The sequence below is a fragment of the Streptomyces sp. NPDC002784 genome (assembly GCF_053592135.1).
Window position 1 is genome coordinate 221,307 of the sequence record NZ_JBSFVD010000008.1, and the last position, 21,579, is coordinate 242,885.

Annotated in this window: 22 protein-coding genes; 11 read left to right on the forward strand and 11 right to left on the reverse strand. The window is 71.8% G+C overall.

All coding sequences use genetic code 11. The features are described from left to right. Nucleotides 1-25 precede the first annotated feature (25 nt). The 6 genes from ACWD1Z_RS17810 (at nt 26) to ACWD1Z_RS17835 (ending at nt 5,347) form a co-directional block, all read left to right on the forward strand. Nucleotides 26-838, forward strand: coding sequence for a hypothetical protein (locus tag ACWD1Z_RS17810; RefSeq protein ID WP_451119614.1), 813 nt, complete (start codon nt 26-28; stop codon nt 836-838). Nucleotides 839-952: 114 nt separating this feature from the next. Then, on the forward strand, nt 953-1,540 hold the full coding sequence (locus ACWD1Z_RS17815; protein WP_451119616.1) for a pyridoxamine 5'-phosphate oxidase family protein: 588 nt from the start codon (nt 953-955) through the stop codon (nt 1,538-1,540). Nucleotides 1,541-1,543: 3 nt separating this feature from the next. Further along, on the forward strand, nt 1,544-2,239 hold the full coding sequence (locus ACWD1Z_RS17820) for a L,D-transpeptidase family protein (RefSeq protein WP_451119618.1): 696 nt from the start codon (nt 1,544-1,546) through the stop codon (nt 2,237-2,239). Between the two features lie 75 nt (nt 2,240-2,314). Then, complete coding sequence (locus ACWD1Z_RS17825; RefSeq protein ID WP_451119620.1) at nt 2,315-3,697, forward strand: ferredoxin reductase family protein; 1,383 nt, start codon at nt 2,315-2,317, stop codon at nt 3,695-3,697. Nucleotides 3,698-3,726: 29 nt separating this feature from the next. Then, nucleotides 3,727-4,554: an FMN-binding protein gene (locus ACWD1Z_RS17830; RefSeq protein ID WP_451119622.1), complete on the forward strand. Its 828-nt coding sequence runs from the start codon at nt 3,727-3,729 to the stop codon at nt 4,552-4,554. A 55-nt stretch (nt 4,555-4,609) separates the two neighbouring features. Next, nucleotides 4,610-5,347: an FAD:protein FMN transferase gene (locus ACWD1Z_RS17835; protein ID WP_451119710.1), complete on the forward strand. Its 738-nt coding sequence runs from the start codon at nt 4,610-4,612 to the stop codon at nt 5,345-5,347. 111 nt (nt 5,348-5,458) lie between these two features. On the opposite strand, the gene ACWD1Z_RS17840 is transcribed toward ACWD1Z_RS17835, so the two are convergent. The 6 genes from ACWD1Z_RS17840 to ACWD1Z_RS17865 form a co-directional block, all read right to left on the reverse strand. Continuing rightward, nucleotides 5,459-6,001, reverse strand: a complete 543-nt coding sequence (locus tag ACWD1Z_RS17840; RefSeq protein ID WP_451119624.1) for an arginine repressor — start codon at nt 5,999-6,001, stop codon at nt 5,459-5,461. Nucleotides 6,002-6,020: 19 nt separating this feature from the next. Continuing rightward, nucleotides 6,021-7,208, reverse strand: a complete 1,188-nt coding sequence (locus ACWD1Z_RS17845) for an acetylornithine transaminase (protein ID WP_451119626.1) — start codon at nt 7,206-7,208, stop codon at nt 6,021-6,023. Next, on the reverse strand, nt 7,205-8,119 hold the full coding sequence (gene argB, locus ACWD1Z_RS17850) for an acetylglutamate kinase (RefSeq protein WP_451119628.1): 915 nt from the start codon (nt 8,117-8,119) through the stop codon (nt 7,205-7,207). The genes ACWD1Z_RS17845 and argB overlap by 4 nt, the downstream gene beginning before the upstream one ends. Then, entirely contained in the window at nt 8,116-9,267 is a 1,152-nt protein-coding gene (gene argJ / locus ACWD1Z_RS17855) for a bifunctional glutamate N-acetyltransferase/amino-acid acetyltransferase ArgJ (protein ID WP_451119630.1), read from the reverse strand. The genes argB and argJ overlap by 4 nt, the downstream gene beginning before the upstream one ends. Further along, entirely contained in the window at nt 9,264-10,292 is a 1,029-nt protein-coding gene (gene argC / locus ACWD1Z_RS17860; protein ID WP_451119631.1) for an N-acetyl-gamma-glutamyl-phosphate reductase, read from the reverse strand. Before argC ends, argJ begins: the two co-directional genes overlap by 4 nt. A gap of 126 nt (nt 10,293-10,418) precedes the next feature. Next, nucleotides 10,419-12,902: an alpha-L-arabinofuranosidase C-terminal domain-containing protein gene (locus ACWD1Z_RS17865; RefSeq protein WP_451119633.1), complete on the reverse strand. Its 2,484-nt coding sequence runs from the start codon at nt 12,900-12,902 to the stop codon at nt 10,419-10,421. 152 nt (nt 12,903-13,054) lie between these two features. On the opposite strand from ACWD1Z_RS17865, the gene ACWD1Z_RS17870 reads away from it, so the two are divergent. Next, nucleotides 13,055-13,513 (forward strand): DUF6314 family protein, encoded by a 459-nt coding sequence (locus tag ACWD1Z_RS17870; protein WP_451119635.1) that lies wholly within the window; start codon nt 13,055-13,057, stop codon nt 13,511-13,513. Here the strand turns inward: ACWD1Z_RS17870 and ACWD1Z_RS17875 are convergent. Next, complete coding sequence (locus ACWD1Z_RS17875; RefSeq protein ID WP_451119637.1) at nt 13,502-14,095, reverse strand: histidine phosphatase family protein; 594 nt, start codon at nt 14,093-14,095, stop codon at nt 13,502-13,504. The genes ACWD1Z_RS17870 and ACWD1Z_RS17875 overlap by 12 nt on opposite strands. 104 nt (nt 14,096-14,199) lie before the next feature. After that, a complete protein-coding gene (locus tag ACWD1Z_RS17880; protein ID WP_451119639.1) occupies nt 14,200-15,633 on the reverse strand; it encodes an aminotransferase-like domain-containing protein in 1,434 nt (477 codons plus the stop codon). On the opposite strand from ACWD1Z_RS17880, the gene ACWD1Z_RS17885 reads away from it, so the two are divergent. Together ACWD1Z_RS17885 and ACWD1Z_RS17890 are read left to right on the forward strand one after the other, a co-directional pair. After that, nucleotides 15,632-16,552: a DMT family transporter gene (locus tag ACWD1Z_RS17885; RefSeq protein ID WP_451119641.1), complete on the forward strand. Its 921-nt coding sequence runs from the start codon at nt 15,632-15,634 to the stop codon at nt 16,550-16,552. The two genes, ACWD1Z_RS17880 and ACWD1Z_RS17885, sit on opposite strands and share 2 nt — an antisense overlap. Before the next feature lie 92 nt (nt 16,553-16,644). After that, nucleotides 16,645-16,857, forward strand: a complete 213-nt coding sequence (locus ACWD1Z_RS17890; RefSeq protein ID WP_389419318.1) for a DUF1918 domain-containing protein — start codon at nt 16,645-16,647, stop codon at nt 16,855-16,857. Here ACWD1Z_RS17890 and ACWD1Z_RS17895 read toward each other — a convergent pair. Further along, nucleotides 16,844-18,082, reverse strand: a complete 1,239-nt coding sequence (locus ACWD1Z_RS17895) for a glycoside hydrolase family 10 protein (RefSeq protein WP_451119643.1) — start codon at nt 18,080-18,082, stop codon at nt 16,844-16,846. The genes ACWD1Z_RS17890 and ACWD1Z_RS17895 overlap by 14 nt on opposite strands. Before the next feature lie 171 nt (nt 18,083-18,253). On the opposite strand from ACWD1Z_RS17895, the gene ACWD1Z_RS17900 reads away from it, so the two are divergent. Next, a complete protein-coding gene (locus tag ACWD1Z_RS17900; RefSeq protein WP_451119645.1) occupies nt 18,254-19,111 on the forward strand; it encodes a 3-hydroxybutyryl-CoA dehydrogenase in 858 nt (285 codons plus the stop codon). Between the two features lie 220 nt (nt 19,112-19,331). After that, complete coding sequence (locus ACWD1Z_RS17905; RefSeq protein ID WP_389419321.1) at nt 19,332-19,589, forward strand: hypothetical protein; 258 nt, start codon at nt 19,332-19,334, stop codon at nt 19,587-19,589. Between the two features lie 22 nt (nt 19,590-19,611). Here the strand turns inward: ACWD1Z_RS17905 and ACWD1Z_RS17910 are convergent, their stop codons facing one another. Further along, the gene (locus tag ACWD1Z_RS17910) at nt 19,612-20,157 is read right to left on the reverse strand and encodes an NUDIX hydrolase (protein ID WP_389419322.1); all 546 of its coding nucleotides are present in this window, start codon (nt 20,155-20,157) and stop codon (nt 19,612-19,614) included. A 75-nt stretch (nt 20,158-20,232) separates the two neighbouring features. Then, nucleotides 20,233-21,573 carry a transcriptional regulator gene (locus ACWD1Z_RS17915; RefSeq protein WP_389419323.1) on the reverse strand — a complete coding sequence of 447 codons (1,341 nt, stop codon included), beginning with the start codon at nt 21,571-21,573 and terminating at the stop codon, nt 20,233-20,235. Between the last annotated feature and the right edge of the window lie 6 nt (nt 21,574-21,579).

Here is a 21,579-nt window from a genome sequence, read left to right on the forward strand (position 1 = left end):
CCCCCGACCCGAGTGAGGCTTGCGCATGTCCAGGGCTCTTCCGAAGTACCACAAGCGTCGTGTCGCGCTGATCGGCGGCGCCGCCGCGCTGGCACTGTCCGGAGCGGTGATCGTCAACTCCGCGCTCGCCGGGGAGACACCCGGGAGCGACGCCCGCACCCTGGCCGGCCCCGGCACGATCAGCTGCCCGGACGTCGCCTCCCAGCTGCCCGCCATACCGGCCACCGCCCAGGCCGAGGTCGACCGGAACCTCGCCCTCCTGCAGACCCAGCTCGACGAAGCCAACAAACGACTCACCGAAACCGCCGGCCAAGGCGGACCCAACTTCGTCCAGAACGCCATCCTCGGCCCCCTGGCGAGCAAGCGCACCGCCACCATCGACCGCATCGCCATCTCCATCGGCCGCACCGCCGAAAAGCCCCAAGGTCTCGGCGCCCTGGCCGCCTGCACACTGAACGCCGACGGGGCCGCCGACAACGGCGAGGAGGCCGAGGCCACCCCGCCGGCGACCGCCCCGGAGGAAGAGGGCGCCACCGGCACCGGCACCGGCGCCATCAGCTGCCCGGACGTCGCCTCCCAGCTGCCCGCCGTCCCGGCCACCGCCCAGGCCGAGGTCGACCGGAACCTCGCCCTCCTGCAGACCCAGCTCGACGAAGCCAGCAAACGACTCACCGAAACCGTCGGCCAAGGCGGACCCAACTTCGTCCAGAACGCCATCCTCGGCCCCCTGGCGAGCAAGCGCACCGCCACCATCGACCGCATCGCCATCTCCATCGGCCGCACCGCCGAAAAGCCCCAGGGCCTCGGCGCCCTGGCCGCCTGCACGCTCGATCAGTGAGCTGACAGGCAGTCATGGCCGCCCCGTTGCACGCCGGCCGGGGCGGCCATGACCGGGCGGCGGAGCGAAGAATTCCTTAGACAAACGAAATACTTGCCCGCATAATCATGAATCATGGGAAAGACCTATGAGCGCATAGACGGCAGACTCCGCACCTTCATCGAGGCACAGCCCCTCTTCTTCACCGCGACCGCGCCCCTCTCCGAGGACGGCACGGTCAACCTCTCCCCCAAGGGGCTCAAGGGCTCCTTCGTGGTCCTCGACGAACTGACCGTGGCCTATCTGGACTTCGCCGGGTCCAACGCGGAGACCATCGCGCACCTGCGGGAGAACGGCCGGATCACCCTGATGTGGTGCGCCTTCCAGGGCCCGCCCAGCATCGTCCGGGTGCACGGCCGCGGCGAGCCGGTCTTCCGCGACGACCCGCGCTTTTCCGCACTCCTCGCCCACTTCCCCGACATCGACCCCGGCCCGCACGGGCTGCGCGCCATCATCGTGGTGACGGCCGAACTCGTCCGGGACACCTGCGGATACGCGGTGCCCTTCATGTCGTACGACGACGAGCGCGACCTGCACCAGAAGCGGTTCGCGCGCGAGGACGACGAGTCGCTGAACGCCTACTTCACCAAGAAGGAGCACATCGGCACCAGCCTGGATGGCCTACCCGGGCTGCCGTTGCCGCTTCCGCCGTCTACGGTCTGAGCCATGCGCCCCGGTGTCGTCGCCCTCGCCTCCGCCTCCCTCCTCGCGCTCGGTGCCGCGCCCGCCGGCGACCCGCCGCTGCCGGCGCGGATGGCGGACACCGGCGGCGGCACCCAGCTGATCACCGCCCTCGCCGACCGGACGGACGCCACCACCGGCACGGTCACCTGGTGGGACCTGCGGGACGGCCGCTGGGTGGGGGCCGGTACCGCCGCCGCCCGCTTCGGGGCGAACGGCCTGGCCGAGGGCGCCACGCGCCGCCAGGGCACCAGCACCACCCCGACCGGGCTGTACGACCTGCCGTACGCCTTCGGGATCAAGGCGGCGCCGGCGGGGGCGGCGTACAAGTACCGCCCGGTGCACCGGGATTCATGGTGGTGCCAGGACAACGACTCGCGCTCCTACAACCGTTGGACCGAGCCGCGCCCGGCGGACTGCCGGGCCGCCGAGTCCGAGCAGCTGATCACCTACACCGGCCAGTACGCGCACGCCCTCGTCATCGGCTTCAACTACGCGCGGCCGGTGCGCGGACGCGGGGCGGGGATCTTCCTGCACGTCCACGGGCGGGGGGCGACCGCCGGTTGTGTGTCCGTGCCCGCCGGGGACATGCGGCGGATCCTGCGGTGGGCCGATCCGTCCCGAATGCCGCACATCGCCATCGGAACGACGAGCGGACCGACCGCGATCACCCGGTACTGAACACACCGGCCGCCCCGCACGTACCTCTGGGCCGAGGGACCACGCCACTCCCCCTTGTCCGTCCCCGGAGGAACCGTGACCACCACGCTCGCAGGCGGCCGTGCAGCCCGCCGCCAGACGATGCGCCGCATCCGTCCGCGCCGCTCCCCGGCCGTCCCACTGGTGATCGCCCTGTGGGCCGGCGCGGCGGCGGTGCTGTGGCTGTGGTGGGACAACACGCCGTCCCTCGCGGACAACACCGCCAGGATCCTCGCCGCCGGCCGGATCACCGGTCTGCTCGCCGGCTATCTGATGGCGCTCGTCGTGCTCCAGATGGCCCGGGTGCCCGCGCTGGAACGACGGGTCGGCTCCGACCGGGTCGCGCGCTGGCACGCGATGAGCGGCCGCTACACGATCTGCCTGGTCATCGCGCACGTCTTCCTCATCATGTGGGCGTACGCGCTCCAGGCGGGCAGGACGCTCGGCGACATCGTCCAGCAGACCGTCGACTCGATCAACACGCTGCCGGACATGGGCAAGGCGGCCATCGGCACCGGGCTGCTGTTCCTGATCGCGTTCCTGTCGATCGGGGGCGTGCGCCGCCGGATCCCGTACGACACCTGGTACCACGTGCACCTGCTGACGTACGCGGCGGTGTACCTGACCTTCTGGCACCAGATCACCACCGGCAACGAGTTCGCCGTGGAACCCTCCGCGAAGACCTTCTGGTACGGCCTGTACGGCGCCGTCACCGCGCTGGTGGTCTGGTACCGCATCCTCACCCCCATCCGCCTCAACCTGCGCCACCGGCTGTACGTGGAGGCGGTCATCGAGGAGACCCCGGGCGTGGTGTCGGTGCTGATCGGCGGGCGCAGGCTGCACCGGATGGGCGCGGAGGCGGGGCAGTTCTTCCGGTGGCGGTTCCTGGCGCCGGGCATGCGGTTCAGCTCCCACCCCTACTCGCTGTCGGCGGCGCCCCGCCCCGACATGCTGCGCATCACCGTCAAGGCGATCGGCGACCACAGCGAACGGCTGCGCGAGCTGGAGCCCGGCACCAAGGTGTGGGCGGAGGGCCCGTACGGCGCGCTCACCGCGCAGCGGCGCAGCCGGGGCAAGGTGCTGCTGGTGGCGGGCGGGGTCGGGATCACGCCGATGCGGGCGCTGTTCGAGACACTGCCCGGCGCGTCCGGGGACATCACCCTGCTGTACCGGGCCAACAGCACCCAGGACCTGGCGCTGTGGGACGAGCTCGCCGCCATCGCCGAGGAGCGCGGGGCGCGGCTGATGTACGCGGTCAACAGCCCGGACGGCGAACGCCCCGACATCTCGGCCGAACGGCTGCAGCAGAAGCTGCCGGACATCGACCAGCACGACGTCTTCATGTGCGGGCCGCCCGGCTTCGCCCAGTCCGTCTACGAAGCACTGCGCGGCGCGGGAGTGCCCGCCCGCCGCATCCATCACGAGTCGTTCGAGATGTGAGCGACGGGACTTCAGGAGCTGTAGGAGCGATGAGGAAGACTCACCCCATCCGGCGTGTCGTGCTCGCGGGCGCCGCCACCGTGTCCGGGATCGTGCTGCTGCTGTCGCTGAAGCCGGCGTCCGACCCGGCGTCGGCGGCGGGCAGCGCGGCCCCGCAGCAGACCGCGGCGGCCCAGGAGTCCGCGCAGGGCGGCAGCGCGGACCCGGCGGGCACCGTCACCGGCGACGCGGTGCGGACGCAGTACGGGCCGGTGCAGGTACGGCTGACCGTGAGCGGCGGCAAGGTCACCGATGTGCGGGCCGTGCAGGCGCCGAGCGGTGGCCGCAGTACCGAGGTCACCGACACCGCGGTGCCCCGGCTGAACCGGGCGGCGCTCGCCACCCAGAGCGCGGAGATCGACGCGGTGTCCGGGGCGACGTACACCAGCAGCGGGTACAAGCAGTCGCTCCAGTCGGCGCTGGACAAGATGGAGAAGGCGGCCGGTGGCGCCGAAACTGGTGGCGCCGAGGCCGGTGACTCCGGGACCGGGGGTTCCGCCGAGGCCGGGGGTTCCGGCGAGCCGGAGGGTTCCGCCGAGGCCGCCGCCCGTACGGTCACCGGGGAGACGGTGACGACGCAGTACGGGCCCGTGCGGGTGCGGATCACCGTGAGCGGCGGGAAGATCACGGCGGCGGAGGCCGTGCAGGCGCCGAGCGGCGGGCAGAGCACGCGGATCAACGGCAGTGCCGTGCCGAAGCTGAACGCCGCCGCCGTGGCGGCCGGGAGTGCCGACATCGACGCGGTGTCCGGCGCGACGTACACCAGCAACGGCTACAAGCAGTCGCTGCAGTCGGCGCTGGACCAGGCCGGTGGCTGAGTCGGTGACCGATCCGGCGCAGGCTCCCGTCGCGGTGCGTCACGTGGAGGAGATCATGGGGACCGTCTTCTCCTTCGACGTCCGCGGCGGGGATCCGGAGGCGGTGCGGGCGGCGCTCGCGGAGGCGGTGGCCGGACTGCACCGGGTCGACGAGGTGTTCAGCACGTACCGGGAGGACAGCGAGATCTCCCGGCTTGCGCGCGGGGAGCTGACGGTGGCGGAATGCGCACCGGAGGTCGGTGCGGTCCTGACGCTGGGCGAGGAGGCCGAGCGGCTCAGCGACGGCTGGTTCAGCACCTCGTACGAGGGCCGGCTCGATCCCACCGGGATCGTGAAGGGGTGGGCGGTCGAGCGGGCGGCCCGGCGGCTGGCGGAGGCCGGGGCGAGCGGGGTGAGCGTCAACGGCGGCGGGGACGTGCAGCTGTTGGGGATGCCCGGTCCGCAACGGCCGTGGCGGGTAGGGGTGTCCGACCCGCTGCGCCCGGGCGGGCTGGCGGCGGTGATCTCGGCGGCGGGCGCCGCGGAACTGGCGGTGGCGACCTCCGGTACGGCGGAGCGGGGCGCGCACATAGTGGACCCCCGCACCGGCCGCTCGGCGGTGACGGACCTGGTGGCGGTGACGGTGGTGGCCCCCACGGTGACCTGGGCCGACTGCTGGGCCACGGCGGCGTTCGCGATGGGCTCCCGGGACGGCTTGCGCTGGCTGGAGGCACTGCCCGACGTGGAGGCCCTCCTGATCACGGCAGGCGACGAGGTCCGCTGCACGGGTGGCCTGGCGGGACGCCTGGGCTGACGGCGACTGCACCCGCCCAGGGGCGCGGGGCTGTGTCGACATGCGGCTCCGCCGCGTGGGCGCGACCAGCCCCCACCCACCCGCACCCGGCCCCGCACCGAACCGCCCCTCTCAGTGGCCGTTCTGAGCCAACCGCAGCAGATGTTCCGCCAGCGCCTGACCCCCCGTCGGATCCCGGCTGATCAGCAGCAACGTGTCGTCCCCCGCGATCGTCCCCAGGATGTCGTGCAGTTCCGCCTGGTCGATCGCCGACGCCAGAAACTGCGCCGCCCCCGGAGGGGTCCGCAGGACCACGAGGTTCGCCGAGGCCTCCGCCGAGATCAGCAACTCCTGCGACAGCCGCCGCATCCGCTCTTCCTTCGCCGACTCCCCCAGCGGAGCCCGGGGCGTGCGGAAACCCCCCTCGCTGGGCACCGCGTAGATCAAGTCACCGTCGGTGTTGCGGATCTTGACCGCGTTCAGCTCGTCCAGGTCCCGGGACAGCGTCGCCTGCGTCACCGTCAGTCCGTCGTCCGCCAGCAGCTTCGCCAGCTGACTCTGCGACCGCACCGGCTGCCGGTTGAGGATGTCCACGATCCGGCGGTGGCGGGCGGTCCGGGTCTGCGGTACGGCGGGCCCGGCGCCCGCGTGCTCGTGATCCTGCGCCTGACTCATCGTCGTCTCATTCTCCGGCTCATCCGTCCGCCCCTTGGGCCTCGTCCAGTACGCCGGGCAGCGCCCGGAGGAACGCGTCCACCTCGTCGTCGCCGAGATTCAGCGGCGGCATCAGCCGTACGACATCGGGGGCGGGCGCGTTGACCAGGAAGCCGGCGTCCTGAGCCGCCTGCTGCACCCGCGGTGCGAGCGACTCGGTGAGCACGATACCCAGCAGGAGCCCCGCACCCCGGACATGGGAGACCAGCGGATGCCCGAGCGACTCGATTCCGTCCCGCAACTTCTCGCTCTGCCGCTTGACGTTCTCCAGCAACCCCTCGTTCGCGATCGTGTCGAGAACGGCGAGTCCGGCGGCGCAGGCGACCGGGTTGCCGCCGAAGGTCGTGCCGTGGTGACCGGGCCCGAGCAGTTCGGCGGCCCGCCCGAAGGCGACGGTGGCGCCGAGCGGCAGCCCGCCGCCGAGCTGCTTGGCGAGGGTGACGACGTCGGGCAGCACGCCCTCGTGGGCCTGGTACTCGAACCAGTGGCCGGTCCGCCCGATGCCGGTCTGCACCTCGTCCAGGACGAGCAGCGCGCCGGTCGCTGCGGTGATGGCCCGCGCGGCCTTGAGGTAGCCGGGGGGCGGGACGACCACGCCGTTCTCGCCCTGGATCGGCTCGATGATCACGAACGCGGTGTCCTCGGTGACCGCCGCGTCCAGCGCCTGCGCGTCGCCGTAGGGCACATGGGTGACCTCGCCGGGCAGCGGCAGGAAGGGGTCCCGCTTGGCGGGCTGTCCGGTGAGCGCGAGGGCGCCCATCGTGCGGCCGTGGAAGCCGCCGTCGGTGGCGACCATACGGGTCCGCCCGGTGAGCCGGCCCAGCTTGAACACGGCCTCGTTGGCCTCGGCGCCGGAGTTGCAGAAGAAGACCCTGCCGTCCCGGCCGAAGAGCTGGAGCAGCCGCTCGGCGAGCGCGACGGGCGGCTCGGCCATGAACAGGTTGGAGACATGGCCGAGGGAGGCGATCTGCCGGCTCACGGCCTCGACGACCGCCGGATGGGCGTGGCCGAGGGCGTTGGTGGCGATCCCGCCGACGAAGTCGAGGTACTGCCTGCCGTCCGCGTCCCACAGCCTGGCGCCCTCACCGCGTACGAGGGCGAGCCGGGGGGTGCCGTAGTTGTTCATGAGCGCGCCCTGCCAGCGGGCGGTCAGCTCCTGGTTGGTCATGACTCCCCCTGATCGATTCCGTCGGGCACGACCATCGTGCCGATGCCCTCGTCCGTGAAGATCTCCAGCAGGATCGAGTGCTGGACCCGGCCGTCGATGACGCGGGCGGTGTGCACGCCGTTGCGGACGGCGTGCAGACAGCCCTCCATCTTCGGCACCATGCCGGAACTCAACTCCGGCAGCAGCTTCTCCAGTTGGGCGGCGGTGAGGCGGCTGATCACCTCGTCGCTGCGCGGCCAGTCCTCGTAGAGGCCCTCGACGTCGGTGAGGACCATGAGGGTTTCGGCGCCCAGCGCCGCAGCGAGTGCCGCAGCCGCCGTATCAGCATTGACGTTGTAGACATGTCCGTCGTCCTGGCTACGGGCGATCGAGGAGACGACCGGGATCCGGCCGTCGGCCAGCAGCGCCTCGATCGCGCCCGTGTCGATGTCGGTGATCTCGCCCACCCGCCCGATGTCGACCAACTCGCCGTCGATCTCGGGCCGGTGCTTGGTGGCGGTGATGGTGTGCGCGTCCTCGCCGGTCAGCCCGACGGCCAGCGGCCCGTGTTCGTTGAGCAGGTTGACCAGCTCGCGCTGCACCTGTCCGGCCAGCACCATCCGTACGACGTCCATGGCGTCCTCGGTGGTGACGCGCAGGCCCGCCTTGAACTCGCTGACGATGCCGTGCCGGTCGAGGGCGGCGCTGATCTGCGGGCCGCCGCCGTGCACGACGACCGGCTTGAGCCCGGCGTGGTGCAGGAACACCACGTCCTGGGCGAACGCGGCCTTCAGGTCCTCGTCGATCATGGCGTTGCCGCCGAACTTGATCACGACGGTCTTGCCGTTGTGGCGGACCAGCCAGGGCAGCGCCTCGATGAGGATCTGGGCCTTGGGCAGGGCGGTGTGCTTGCGTGTCGATCCGGTGCTCATGAGGAGTACGCGCTGTTCTCGTGGACGTAGTCGGCGGTGAGGTCGTTGGTCCAGATGGTGGCGGTCTCGGCGCCGGCGGCGAGGTCGGCGACGATGTGCACCTCGCGGTAGCGCATGTCGACCTTGTCGCGGTCCTCGCCCACGCCGCCGTCCTTGCAGACCCAGACGCCGTTGATGGCGACGTTGAGCCGGTCCGGCTCGAAGGCGGCCCACGTGGTGCCGATCGCGGAGAGCACCCGGCCCCAGTTGGGGTCCTCGCCGTGGATGGCGCACTTGAGGAGGTTGTTGCGGGCGATGGAGCGGCCCACCTCGACGGCGTCGTCCTCGGTCGCGGCGTTGATCACCTCGACCTTGATGTCCTTGCTGGCGCCCTCGGCGTCCCGGATCAGCTGCTGCCCGAGGTCGTCGCAGACCTGCCGTACGGCCTCGGCGAACTCCTCGTGGGCGGGGGTGACGCCGGCCGCCCCCGACGCGAGCAGCAGCACGGTGTCGTTGGTGGACATGCAGCCGTCGGAGTCGACGCGGTCGAAGGTCGTCCGGGTGGCGGCCCGAAGGGCCGTGTCCAGTGCGTCGCTCGGGAGGTCGGCGTCGGTGGTGAGGACGACCAGCATGGTCGCCAGGCCCGGCGCGAGCATGCCGGCCCCCTTCGCCATCCCGCCCACGGTCCAGCCGTCCTTGGTCACGACGGACGTCTTGTGGACGGTGTCGGTGGTCTTGATGGCGATGGCGGCCTTCTCGCCGCCGTGCTCGGAGAGCTGCGCCGCGGCGGTCTCGATGCCCGGCAGCAGCTTGTCCATGGGCAGCAGCACCCCGATGAGGCCGGTCGAGCACACAGCGACCTCGATCGCGCCCCGGCCGAGCACCTCGGCCGCCTTCTCGGCGGTGGCGTGCGTGTCCTGGAAGCCCTTGGGCCCCGTACAGGCGTTGGCGCCGCCGGAGTTGAGGACGACCGCGGAGACCTCGCCGCTCTTGAGGACCTGCTCCGACCACAGCACCGGCGCGGCCTTCACGCGGTTGGCGGTGAAGACGCCCGCGGCGGCGCGGCGGGGACCGTCGTTGACCACGAGGGCCAGGTCAGGGTTGCCGTTCTCCTTGATCCCGGCGGCGATGCCCGCCGCCGTGAATCCCTTGGCTGCCGTCACGCTCACGGCGCAACTCCGATCGTGGTCAGCCCCGTGGTCTCGTCGAGTCCCAGGGCGATGTTCATGCTCTGGACGGCACCGCCGGCGGTGCCCTTGGTCAGGTTGTCGATGGCGCTGATCGCGATGATGCGTCCGGCGGCCTCGTCGTACGCGACCTGCACCTGAACGGCGTTGGAACCGTGGACGGACGCCGTGGCGGGCCACTGGCCCTCGGGGAGCAGATGGACGAAGGGCTCGTCGGCGAAGGCCTTGTCGTAGGCGGCGCGGACGGCCTCGGCGCTCACCCCCGGCCGCACGGCTGCGCTGCACGTGGCGAGGATGCCGCGGGACATGGGCGCGAGGGTCGGGGTGAAGGAGACGGTGACCTTCTCCCCCGCCGCCGCGCTGAGGTTCTGGCTCATCTCGGGCGTGTGCCGGTGGCCGCCGCCGACGCCGTACGGCGTCATGGAGCCCATGACCTCGCTGCCCAGCAGGTGCGGCTTGGGCGCCTTGCCCGCGCCGGAGGTGCCGGACGCGGCGACGATCACGGCCTCGGGCTCGGCCAGTCCGGCGGCGTAGGCCGGGAAGAGGGCGAGGGAGACGGCGGTCGGGTAGCAGCCGGGCACCGCGACCCGCCTGGCCCCCTCCAGCGCCGCGCGGGCGCCCGGAAGCTCGGGCAGGCCGTACGGCCAGGTGCCGGCGTGCGGGGAGCCGTAGAACGTCTCCCAGTCGGCCGGGTCGGTGAGCCGGAAGTCGGCACCCATGTCGACGACGAGCGTGTCCGGGCCGAGCTGTTCGGCGACGGCGGCGGACTGGCCGTGCGGCAGGGCGAGGAAGACGACCTCGTGTCCGGCGAGCACCTCGGCGGTGGTGGGCTCCAGGACACGGTCGGCCAGCGGCAGCAGGTGCGGCTGGAGCACGCCGAGCCGCTGACCCGCGTTGGAGTTGCCGGTCACGGCGCCGATCTCGACCCGCGGATGCGTCAGGAGCAGACGCAGCAGCTCTCCGCCCGCGTATCCGCTCGCTCCGGCCACCGCCGCACGTACCCTCATGGATTCCTCCTCCGTGATGGCATGACTATACGTTTCGCTGCACGTTTATGCAATGCTGCTCCGCTCCACGCGACCCTGCCCCGCCGACGCGGTCGTCGGCGGGGCAGGGCCTGGGCTGATCTTCGGCTAGCTCTGCTTGATCCGCAGGAAGGTGACCGAGTTCGCCGGGAAGGTGTACTCGAACGTCGAGGCGATCCCGGAAACCGTGGACGTCACCGGGGTGACCGGAGTGTTCGTCTCCGTGTTCACCGAGTCCGGGTCGCCCGCCAGGGTGGTCACCCGGGCCCGGGAGGCGACCTTCGCGCCACCGAGGTCGACGGTCGTCCGGGCGTCGGCGGACTGGGCGTTGACGACCTTGACGATCAGGTCACCGGTCGCCGCGTCCTTGGTGACGACCTGCCGGAACGGCTCGGCCGGCTTGTCGTCGGTGAAGCTGCCCCACTCCCGGCCGTCGAGGGAGAGGGTGACCTGGCGGCCCCGCACCTTGATGTCGATGTCGTAGGCGCGGCCCGTCTCGATCGACCCGGCCTTGGAGATCAGCGTCGACTTGCCGCCGTCCGAGGCCTGCTCGACGGCGGACTGGGTGTTGTTCCAGCCGCCCAGGTTCCACCAGTAGTAGTTGCCGGTGTCCTTGACCCCGAAGGCGACGAGGAAGCCCTCCTTGCCGGACTTCTTGGTGGCCTTCACGTGCAGGTCGTAGTCGTGCCAGGCGGGGTCACCGGCCGTGACCAGGGTGTTCTCGGCGGCCTCGTCGGTCTGGACGTAGGCGCCGTCCTGGACGGCCCAGCTGCCCGTGCCGTGGTGCGTCCACTTCGATGCGTCACCGGAGAAGTCGTCGCCGAGCAGCGGGGTTCCGTCCGCCGCCGTCACCGACACATCGCCGTACGCCGCACTGGTCGCCCACGTCGACAGGCCGACGGCGCCGGAGATCGGGCCGCTGACGTCCGGGGTGCCGGTCGCGGTGGACGGGACGACGCGGTCGCCGACGTTGGTCATGAACAGCTTCTGGACCTCGTAGTTGGCGGAGTTCCAGGAGGCGTGGTTGTTGAACCAGATCAGGTCGGGCCGCCACTGGACGTAGCCCTCGTTGGCGAGCAGCGGGGCGTACGAGGCGAGCTTGACGATGTCGGCGTTGCGCTCCAGGCCGGTCATGAACGCGGCCTCGGCGAGGGCGTTCTTCATGGCGTTGCCCTGGGAGGCGTACTCACCGAGGAAGACCTGGGGGCCGTTCCTGTCGTAGCTGTCGTAGCGGTCGTTGTGCTGCAGGAACCACTGCGGGCTGTTGTAGTAGTGCTCGTCGACCATGTCGGCCTTGCCCTCGCGGTTGAGCTCCCAGTGCCGGTCGAAGGTCGAACCGGTGTCGTCCGGGCCGGAGTTGGAGATCACCGTGATGTCCGGGTACTTCGCCTCGATCGCGGCCCGGAACTTCTGGAAGCGGGCGAAGAACTCGTCCGGGAGGTTCTCCTCGTTGCCGACGGCGAGGTGGGTCAGGCCGAAGGGCCTGGGGTGTCCCATCTCGGCGCGCTTCTTGCCCCAGGTGCTGGTGGCGGGGCCGTTGGCGAACTCGATGAGGTCGAGGGTGTCCTGGATGTGCCGCTGGAGCAGCGCCTCGTCGTCGGTGGCGCGGTTCTGGCCGCAGCCGGTCACCAGGGCGGGGACGACGGGCAGCGGCATGGCGCCGATGTCCTCGGAGAAGCGGAAGTACTCGTAGTAGCCGAGTCCGTAACTCTGGTTGTAGCCCCAGAAGTTGGCGTTGGTGGCACGCTGCTCGACCGGGCCGATGGTGTCCTTCCACTGGTAGGAGCGCTTGCGCTGCCAGCCGGAGGACTCGCTGTAGTCCTGCATGGAGCCGGTGTTGACGATGCAGCCGCCCGGGAACCGGACGAACGACGGGTCCAGGGCCTCGATCTTCTCGGCGAGGTCCTTGCGCAGGCCGTTCGCCTGGCGCTTGTAGGTGTCGCGCGGGAAGAGCGAGACCATGTCGAGCGCGGCGGCTCCGGTGGAGGTGACGGAGAGGCGGCCGTGGGAGCTGGTGCGGCTCGCGGTGAAGGTGGCGGTGTACTTCTTCCAGCCGCCGGAGACGGCCACCTGGCGGGCGGTCGCGAGCGCGCCGGCGGCGTCCTTCAGGCCGACGGTGAGGGTGCTGCCGGCCTCGGCGCGGGCCCACACCGAGAAGTCGTACCGCTTGCCCTGCTCGACGCGGATGCCCGTGTTGTAGCCGGCGTTGGTGACGGACGAACCGGCGCCGAGGGCCAGGTAGTTGCGGTTGCGCTCGTTCAGGCGGCCGGTGTCGTCCCGGACCTGGGCGGTGCCGGAGACCGCCCAGGAGGTGAGCGGGGTGTACGAGCCGTTGTCGGCGGTGGAGTACTCGAAGGACCGGTTCTGCACCAGCTCGGCGTACAGACCGCCGTCGGCGGCCCGGTTGATGTCCTCGAAGAAGACGCCGTACATGGTGTCGTCGATCGCCGCGCCCCGGGCCGTCGGGTCGACGGTGATCGTGTAGTCGGTGACGTCCTCGGCGTGCGCGGGTGCCGGGACGAGTCCGGTGGCCGCCACCAGGAAGGCGGTGGCGGCGAGACCGAGTCTCCAGCGGGTGCGGGTGGGTGACATGGATACTCCGCGGCTCGATGGTCGTGATTCAGGTCGCCCGACAGTGTTCGGGATATCGGACATTGATCAGAAGGTCGAACGGCAAGATAGGGAGGGGGCAGGGGCCCGTCAATGGGTCGCGCAGGAACGGACGGGACGGAGACAGCGGCGTCATGGGCGAGTTCTGGCCAGTGCGGGATGCGCTGGCGTACCTGGCGGGCTCATGGCGGGTGCGGCGGTCCGTGCGGGATCACGCGAGCGACGCGCGGGGCGAGTTCACCGGGACGACTGTTTTCAGCCCGCTGGAGACGGGCGGCCTGCTGCACGAGGAGTCCGGCACATTCGTCTGGCAGGGCGTGCCCCGGCCCGCCGAGCGGACCCTGCGCTTCCTGCCCGGGAGCGCACCCGGCACGGCCGACGTCCGCTTCGCCGACGGCCGCCCCTTCCACGACCTGGACCTGTCCACGGGCCGGCACCTGGCGGACCATCCCTGCTCGGCCGACCTCTACCGCGGCGAGTTCACCGTGCTCGACGAGGACCACTGGCGGACGGTGTGGCGGGTGCGCGGCCCCGCGAAGGATCTCGTCCTGACCACCGACTACGCCCGGGAGCCTCGGCCGCTACGCCCGTGAGGGCTGGACCGGCGCCCCGTCGAAACGGAGGTTCCAGCGGCCCGCCCGACCGCTGACGGTCGTCGTCGACAGCGAGCGGACGTCGAAATTCCAGTAGGTGGCGGGCGGCGCCTTGAGGGCGTAGACCAGGGCGGCGCGGATCACCGAGGGCTCGGCCACGGCGACGACCCGGCCGCCGTCCTCCACCGGCCGGGTGTCCAGCCAGCCGCCGACCCGGCTGATGAACGCCGGCAGCGACTCCCCGCCGTACGGAGTGGCACACGGATCCGCGAGCCAGGCGTCCACCGCCGCCGGTTCACGGGCCATCGCCTCGCCGAGCGTCAGCCCGCGCCAGCGGCCCATGTCGCAGTCGCGCAGGGCGAGTTGCACCAGGGGCGCGTACCCGAGGGCGTCGCCGGTGGCGCGGCTGCGCGGCGTGGGCGAGCAGTAGCGCAGCTCGGCCGCCGACAGCGGCACCAGGCCATGGGCGAAGCGCTGCACCTCGTCCCACCCGGCCTGGTCCAGCGGACGGTCGTCCTCGAAGCGCTCGGCGAGCAGCGAGGAGCTGCGCGCGGCGGCGACGAACGTGACCCGAAGTGACATGCCGAGATGGTGATTCCCGGAAGTGCGCAGGTCAAGTGGCGTTACCTCTGAGTCACCCAGCGTACCCAAGACCTTACTCGCAGGTCAGCACCGGCCGCCGTCGGCTAGCGGACCTCCTCCAGGGCCCGCCGCAGCCGCCGTACCCCTTCCGCGATCTCGCCCGTCCCCGCCACCGCGGCGAAGCTCAGGCGCAAGTGGGGGGCCGGGGGTTCGGCGCTGAAGTACGGGCGGCCGGGGGTGATCGCGACGCCCGCGCGCAGGGCGGCCGCGGCCAGGGCGGTCTCGTCGGTGCCGTCGGGCAGCCGGGGCCAGAGGTGGTAGCCGCCGGACGGGATGTGCGGCAGGGCCAGTTCGGGCAGCTCGCTCAGCAGCGCGGCCGTCATCGTGTCCCGGCGCAGCCGCAACTGCGTGGAGATCGCGCGCAGATGGCGGGGCCAGGCGGGCGAGCCGACGAGTTCCAGGGCCGCCTCCTGCAGCGGCCGGGGCACGAAGAAGGTGTCGACGACCTGGATGGCGCGCAGCCGCTCCAGCACCGGACCGCGGGCGGCCAGCGCGCTGACCCGGAAGCTCGGCGAGGTGGCCTTGGTCAGGGAGCACACGTGCACCACCACCCCGTCGGGATCGTCCGCGGCCAGCGGACGCGGCAGCGGCCCGGCGTCCTCGTGCACCAGCCGTCGGACGAAGTCGTCCTCGATCACGAACGCGCCGGCCGCGCGCGCGATGCGCAGCACCTCGGCGCGGCGGTCCGGGGCGAGCACGGCGCCGGTCGGGTTCTGGAAGAGCGGCTGGCAGACGAAGACGCGGGCGCCGGTGGCCCGGAACGCGTCGGCGAGGAGGGCGGGGCGCACTCCGTCCGGGTCCACCGGGACCGGCACCGGGCGCAGGCCGGCGGCCCGGGCGATGGCCAGCATGCCGGGGTAGGTGGGCGACTCCACCAGGACCGGCGCCCCGGGCGGTGCCAGCGCGCGCAGGGCCGTGGTGAGCGCCGACTGGCCGCCGGAGGTGACCAGCACCTCGGCCGCGGTGACCGCGCCGCCGATGCTCCGCGCGAACCACTCGCGCAGCTCCGGCAGCCCTTCCATGGGCGGCCGCCCCCAGGCCCCGGGCCGGCGCCCCGCCCGGGACAGCGCCGCCGCCATGGCGCGCTCCGGCTGCAGGGAGGGGTGCAGATAGCCGCCGTTGAACTCGACCACTCCGGGCGGCGGAGCGGCGAGCGAGACGAGGACACCGGAGGCGTCCACCGAGCGCGGCACGAGTTCGGCGGCGCCGTCCGCGCTCAGCGAGACCTCCTGCCAGGAGGTGTCCCCGGCGGGCGCCGCCTCCGCCCGCGGCCGGGCCCGGAAGGCTCCGGAGCCGGGCCGGGTCACCACCAGGCCCTCGGCGGCCAGCTGCGCCAGGGCCCGCGAGACGGTCACCGGGCTCACCCGGAACCGCTCGACGAGGGCCCGGCTCGACGGGAGCTTTCCACCGTATGAGTAGCGGTCGAGCTCTCGCCGCAGTTGATCCGCCAGTTCACCGACGCTGCTACGCTCTTGCATGAGAGCACAGAGTAGCGCTACCGCTCCGAGTCGGATAGCGGTCGACACCCCGAGCGGCACCTCACCGGCGTACGGCACCCTGCTGGCCGCGCTCGGCGTGACCGCCTTCTCCCTCACCTTCCCCGCGACCGCTTGGGGCCTGGAGGGCTTCGGCCCCTGGTCGCTGGTGGCCGTGCGCAGCGTCCTCGCCGCCGTGCTCGCCGGTGGCTGTCTGCTGGCGCTGCGGGTGCCGCTGCCGGACCGCCGGCACTGGGCGGGGCTCGCCGTCGTGGCGGCCGGAGTGGTCGTCGGCTTCCCCCTGCTGACCACGCTCGCGCTCCAGACGTCCACCACCGCGCACGCGGCGGTCGTCGTCGGCCTGCTCCCGCTGACCACCGCGCTGCTCTCCGCCCTGCGCATGGGCACCCGGCCCTCGCGCACCTTCTGGACGGCCGCGCTGGCCGGAGCCGCCGCGGTCGTCGCGTTCACCGTGCAGCAGAGCGGCGGCGCCCTCACCACCGCCGACCTGTATCTCTTCGCGGCCCTGCTGGTGTGCGCGGCCGGTTACACCGAGGGCGGCCGGCTGGCCCGGGTCATGCCGGGCTGGCACGTCATCGGCTGGGCGCTGGTGTTCTGCCTGCCGGTGTCCGTGCCCGCCGCCGTGCTCGCCCTGACCCAGGAGCCGGTCCAGCTCACCGCGCACAGCGTGACCGGGCTGCTGTGGGTCGCGGCCGGCTCGCAGTTCGCCGGCCTGGTCGTCTGGTACCGGGGCATGGCGGTCATCGGCATCCCCAAGGCCAGCCAGTTGCAGTTGGCGCAGCCGCTGCTCACACTGGTGTGGTCGGTGCTGCTGCTGGGCGAGCATCTGACAGTGGCCGCCCCGCTGACGGCCGCGGCGGTGCTCGTCTGCATCGCCGTCACCCAACGGGCGCGCGGTTGAGCGGGTCGTACGACCCCCTTCCCACCGCCGCCCGCGGCCGTGGGCTCAAGGCCACGGACCGCTGCTCCCGCACATGCTGAGGAGGCCCCCAGATGCGTGCAACCGTGGGCGACCAACTTGTCCAGCACGGCAGGGTGGTCGGACAGCACGACAAGGTCGGCGAGATCGTCGAAGTCCTGGGCCAGGAGGGCAATCCGCCCTACCGCGTCCGCTTCGAGGACGGGCACGAGGGCCTGTGCTCGCCCGGCCCCGACACCGAGATCCGCCACACGCGGATGCCCCACCGGGACATCACCCCGATGTAGGTCGGCGCGCGGGCGCCGCCGGCTGCCGGTAGTGGTCGGCGACCACCCGCGCCATGGCCCCGATCGGATCCGCCGCCACCTCCTTGGCGGCGAAGAAGACATGCCCGCGCGCCTCCGGGTGCTCCTTGGCCAGCGTGAGGTGCCGGGACAGCTCGGCCGGTTTCTGCCAGGCGGCGCCCTGCGCCGGGTCGCCCGCCCGGTACAGCCCCTCACCGACGTACAGCTGTGTCGCGGTGCCCCTGACCGTGCGGGCCCACCAGGGCAGCAGGACGGCGTAGTCGGCGGCGGCGTGGCCGATGGGCCAGTACAGCTGCGGGCAGATGTAGTCGAGCCAGTTCTGCCGCACCCACGTGCGCGTGTCCGCGTACAGGTCGTCGTACGCCTGCAGGGCCCGGGTGTCGCTGCCGAGCGGGTCGGTGCCCGCGTTGCGCCACACCCCGAAGGGGCTGATGCCGAACCGGGCGCCCGGCCGGATCCGCCGGACCCGGGCCGACGTCTCCTGGACCAGTCGGTCGATGTTGTGGCGCCGCCACGCGGCCCGGCCCGAGAAGCCGCCGCCGTGCCGGTCGTAGGCCTCGTCGTCGTCGAAGGTCTGGCCCGCCCGCGGATACGGATAGAAGTAGTCGTCGAAGTGCACGCCGTCCACGGCGTACCTCTCGACCGCGTCCATCATCGCGTCCTGCACGAAGGCGCGGACCTCGGGCAGCCCGGGGTTGTAGTAGAGCTTCCCGCCGTGGCGCACCACCCAGTCGGGGTGCCGCCGGGCCGGGTGCGAGGCGACGAGCGCGCTCAGGTCCGTGTGGTTGGCGATCCGGTACGGGTTGAACCAGGCGTGCAGCTCCAGGCCGCGGGCGTGGGCCTCCCGGACGGCCGTGCCGAGCGGATCCCACCCCGGCGCCTTGCCCTGCGTCCCGGTCAGCACGGCCGACCAGGGTTCGTGCGGCGAGGGCCACAGCGCGTCGGCCGTCGGACGCACCTGGAAGATCACCGTGTTCAGCCGGCGCCGTACCGCGGTGTCGAGGTGGGCGATCAGCTCGGCGCGCTGTTTCGCCGCGCTGAGACCCGGAGCGGAGGGCCAGTCCCGGCCCGCGACCGTCGCCAGCCACATGCCCCGCATCTCGCCGCCCGCCGCATGCCGCCGCTCCGGCGCCGCCGACGCTCCCGAGGCCGTCGAGAAGGCTCCCAACGCGGCCAGGGCGAAGGCCCGACGCGTGACTCGGCCCATTTCGCGCACCCCCATCGCACTGCGGATCCGCACGGTCACGGATCGTCTTCGCGCCCCAGGATGCCCCCACCCCGGCGATCGATCATCGATACTTGGCGGTAACGTGCACGAACGGAGCAGGCACCGGGACCCGGGGTCCTGCCACAGCCGAAGTTCAGCGAAAGGGACGATGTGACCGACATCGAACGCGTCGGAGTGGTGGGCTGCGGCCAGATGGGAGCCGGCATCGCCGAGGTGTGCGCCCGGTCCGGGCTGGACGTGAAGGTCGCCGAGACCACCGGCGAGGCCCTGGAGATCGGCCGTACCCGGCTGTTCAACTCCCTGGCCAAGGCCGCCGAGCGCGGCAAGATCAGCGAGGACGAGCTGGCGGCCACGCAGGCGCGGCTCAGCTTCACCACCGACCTCGGCGAGTTCGCGGACCGCGATCTGGTGATCGAGGCCGTCGTGGAGAACGAGCAGGTCAAGACCGAGATCTTCCAGGTGCTGGACCAGGTCGTGACCCGGCCGGACGCGATCCTGGCGTCGAACACCTCCTCCATCCCGCTGGTGAAGCTCGCGGTCGCCACCTCGCGGCCCGACCAGGTCATCGGCATCCACTTCTTCAACCCGGCCCCGGTGCAGAAGCTGGTCGAGCTGATCCCGGCGCTCACCACCTCCGAGGGCACCCTCAGCCGCGCTCAGGTCTTCACCGAGAAGGTGCTCGGCAAGCACGCCATCCGCGCCCAGGACCGCTCGGGGTTCGTGGTGAACGCGCTGCTGATCCCCTACCTGCTCTCCGCTATCCGGATGTTCGAGTCGGGCATCGCCAGCCGCGAGGACATCGACAACGGCATGGAGCTCGGCTGCGCCCACCCGATGGGCCCGCTGAAGCTGTCCGATCTGATCGGTCTGGACACCGTCGCCTCGGTCGCGTACTCGATGTACGAGGAGTACAAGGAGCCGCTCTACGCCGCTCCCCCGCTGCTCCAGCGCATGGTCGACGCCGGCCGCCTCGGCCGCAAGTCCGGTTCGGGGTTCTACAGCTACTGATTGCACAGTGCCCGATGCAGGGTGCTGATTACACAGTGCGACGAGCACGGGCCCGGCACTCCTCGGAGCGCCGGGCCCGCGGCATTCACACACCGTGTGCGCGCCGGGCTCGCATATGCCCTTCGCACACTCTCCCCACGCGCCCACCAGGCGAGTTGACTCTTCATGCGCATGCAAGAGCGCACGCAGGGATGTGACGACTACGGAAAGGAGCGGACTCGTGACCGCCGAACCCGAGCATCCCGTGGTCCATGGAGAACTCGCAGAGTTACGGCGTCGCCTCGATGTGGCCTATGCCCGTGTCGAGGGAGGCCTGGCCCTGCTCAGCCATCGCACCGAGGAGACATGCAAGGAGCTCGATGATCTGTCCGCGCGCATCGTCGCCCTGGAGCACGCCCGCTGGCCGCTGCCCGCGGTGGCGGTGCTGACCGCGCTGGGCGCGCTCGTCGTGGCGATCTGGCAGGCCCTCGGGCACTAGCTCGCAGGGCGCGACGGGGGGATCAGGGCAACGCGTCCTGCCCGAGCCTGAGGTGGTGCAGCAGGAGTAACGCGGCCGCCATGTTGGCGGCCGGGACCTCCCCACGGGCGACCATGTCGGGGACGAGTTTGAGGGGGACCCATTCCCGGCGGTCCGACTCGAAGTCGTCCACGGGGTGCCCGACGTACTCACCCTCGTCGGCCCAGTAGATGTGGTGCCTGGCGTCGGTGAGTCCGTTGGACGGCTCCACGCTCATGAGGTGGTGCAGCCGTCCCGGCCGCCAGCCGGTCTCCTCCTCCAGTTCCCTGGCGGCCGCCACGGCGATGTCCTCGCCGTCCTCGACCACTCCGGCCGCGAGTTCCCACCCCCAGCTGTCGGTGATGAACCGGTGCCGCCACAGGAGGAGGACCTCATTGGCCTCGTTGACCACCGTGGCCACGGCGACCGGCCGCAGCCGGATCAGGAAGTGGTCGAGGTGCCGGCCGTCCGGCAGTTCGACATCCGCGAGATTGACGCTGAACCAGCGATTTGAGTACACAGTTTGTTCGCTCTGTTTCGCCCACTGCACGGTTCTGCCACCTTCCGTCGAGTAAGTGGCAATATCGCAGCAGGGACTGTGAGCTGTCGGTGGTCGAGCACCGTCCTACAGCGGTACGCGTAGTGCGCCGTCGATGAGTTCCGCGGCCTCGGAGGTGCCCGCGCAGCCGCTGCGCACCAGGTATTCGCGTACCGCGCGGAGTCTGTCGCGCAGCCGCTGGGACTCCATTCCCCTCGCCTGTTCGGCCATCTGCACCGCGGTGGCCACCGCCTTGTCGGCGTGGCCCTGACGCAGCTCGATCGTGCTGAGCATGGCGAGCCGGTGCACCCGGCCGCGGTCATGGGCGGGATTGTCGACGGCCGCGGCCGCGTGCTCCCCGGCCGCCGCGAGTTCGCCGAGGCTCAGCAGCGCCTCCGCCACCTGGACGTTGACGAGCCCCGGCTGGACATAGCCCGTTTCGTCGGGTTCGTATCCGCGCCGGATGCGTTCGGCGGCCTGCTCGGCACGCCGGATGCAGGACAGGGCGCTCGTGCCGTCACCGAGGTGCGCGTACGCCTTCGCCTGCATCGCGTACAGATCCGAGGCGAGCGCCGGGGTGATGTGCCGGCCCGCGGCGCGCAACGCGGCCTCCGCGAAGGCGACGGCCTGGCGGAACTCCCGCATGAACAGCGCCTGGTTGACCAGCAGGGCGATCACATAGGCGCCGAGCCCCCGGTCACCGCTGGCCTTCGCGAGCCGCAGCGCCTGGTGGAAGTAGCGCTGGGCCAGGCCGTGCGCGTCGGAGTCGTAGGCGCAGATCCCGGCGACGGCCACCAGTCCGCCGGTGGCCCGGTGGAGTTGGCGGCCGATGGCGTCGGTGTAGCTGCCGCGCAGCAGCGGGGCGGCCTCGGCGTTGAGGAAGCCGACGATCCGGGTGCGGGTCGCGATGCCGCCGGCCTTGCGGTACATCTGCTCGTAGTGGGTGCGGGCGGCCCGCAGCATCTCCAGGTCGGCGGGCGTGACCCGGTGTCGGCCGCCGCGCGAGACGTCCACGTCCTCGGGCGGGTTCTCCCACTCCCACACCGGCATCACGGCGGGGGTGCCGGTGACGGCGGGCGCGCCGAGGATGTGCGGACGCTGCTGTTCGTCGGAGCGCCACAGGGCGGTGGCCCGCTCGACGAACCCGGACAGCGAGGTGGCGTGCGGGGCGGAGGGCTCGCCGGGGACGCCGAGTCCGATGTCGTCGAGGGTGACCGGGCGTTGGAGGCGGCCGGCCAGCACCTCGCAGATCAGGTCCGGGACTTGACCGCGCGGCCGCTGCCCCTTCAACCACCGTGCGACGGCGGTGTGTTCGTACCTGAGCGCGAGCCCGCGCGCCCGTCCGGCCTGGTTCACGTGTGCTGCCAGCCCCGCGTGCGAGATCCCCGCCTCGTCCAGGATCGCGTCGAGCAGAGTGTTGGGCTGCATATATGC